We start from the raw sequence: 989 nt of genomic DNA, 5'->3' as shown, positions 1-989 counted from the left end.
CCGAGACGGTGGCCGAGACGGTGGCCGCGTAGGCCGAAGCCACCAGGTCGCTTTGCCCAAGGTGCTCGGTGCGCAGCTCGGCCTGGATCGCGGCGGCCTTGGCAGGCTTGTCGCGGTGGCCCTTGAGCGCCGCGGTGATCTGAACGATGGTCAACCGGGCGGCCGCGGCCGGGGTCGGGGCCTTGGCCAGCAAGGCGAGCACGGCCGTGCTGGTGAGGTCGAAGGGCTTGTAGGCGGCCAGCGCGGCGGGGAAGTAGTCCCGCAACGCCGAACGCAGCCGCAGCATGTGACGGGTCCGTTCCCAGATCATCGTCTGATGCGCGCGAGCAACGACCTTGACGGCCTCGGCCTCGTCGGAGTCGCCGGCGACCTCGCGGAGCTGGTGCCGACGGGTCCGGACCATGTCGGCCAACGCATGCGCGTCGGCCTTGTCGCTCTTGGCCCCGGAGGTGCCCATCACCTCGCGGTGCCGGGCGGCCTGCTTGGGGTTCACCCCGAACACCCGGTATCCGACCGCGACCAGCGCCCGCACCCACGGCCCTCGGTCGGTCTCGATACACACCAGCACCTCGGCCGGTTCGGCGTCCCGGGGCAGGAACGATGCGACCAGCTCATGGAACCGGGCCACCCCGGCAGCGCCCTCGGGCAGCCGGGCCCGCTTGACCGCCCGGCCCTGCTCGTCCTGCACCTCCACATCGTGATGGTCCTCAGCCCAGTCATCACCGACGAACAGCACTCGATCCCCCAACCCTCGACAACATGATCAAGCAGCCCGCGGGGGCCGGTCGGCGTGCTAATGGATCAGTACTCACGCCACCCAGGCGGGCACGACATCCCATCAGTGATCAAGACCCCCGACCACCGGTGAGGGCAACGGTCTGTCCACAGGACTCGAAGATCGGTCCAGCGTCCGGGAGTGCTCACTCACCAGCGGCCACCAGGCACCGAGTCTGCCCGATCAGCGGACTCGGTGGTTCCCATTAGCGTCC

1 protein-coding gene is annotated in these 989 nt (G+C 69.6%); it reads right to left on the bottom strand.

Going from position 1 to position 989, the window contains the following annotated elements; genetic code table 11:
- Positions 1-694 (bottom strand): IS110 family transposase (locus ACTWPT_RS60040; RefSeq protein WP_443186487.1); only part of this gene is annotated, 694 nt, incomplete at its 3' end.
- Positions 695-989: the final 295 nt, after the last annotated feature.

Source organism: Nonomuraea sp. 3N208, assembly GCF_052245935.1.
In the GTDB taxonomy this organism is placed as follows: Bacteria; Actinomycetota; Actinomycetes; order Streptosporangiales; family Streptosporangiaceae; genus Nonomuraea.
Note: the sequence above shows the minus strand (reverse complement) of the source record. Positions and strands in the feature narration are given on the sequence as shown.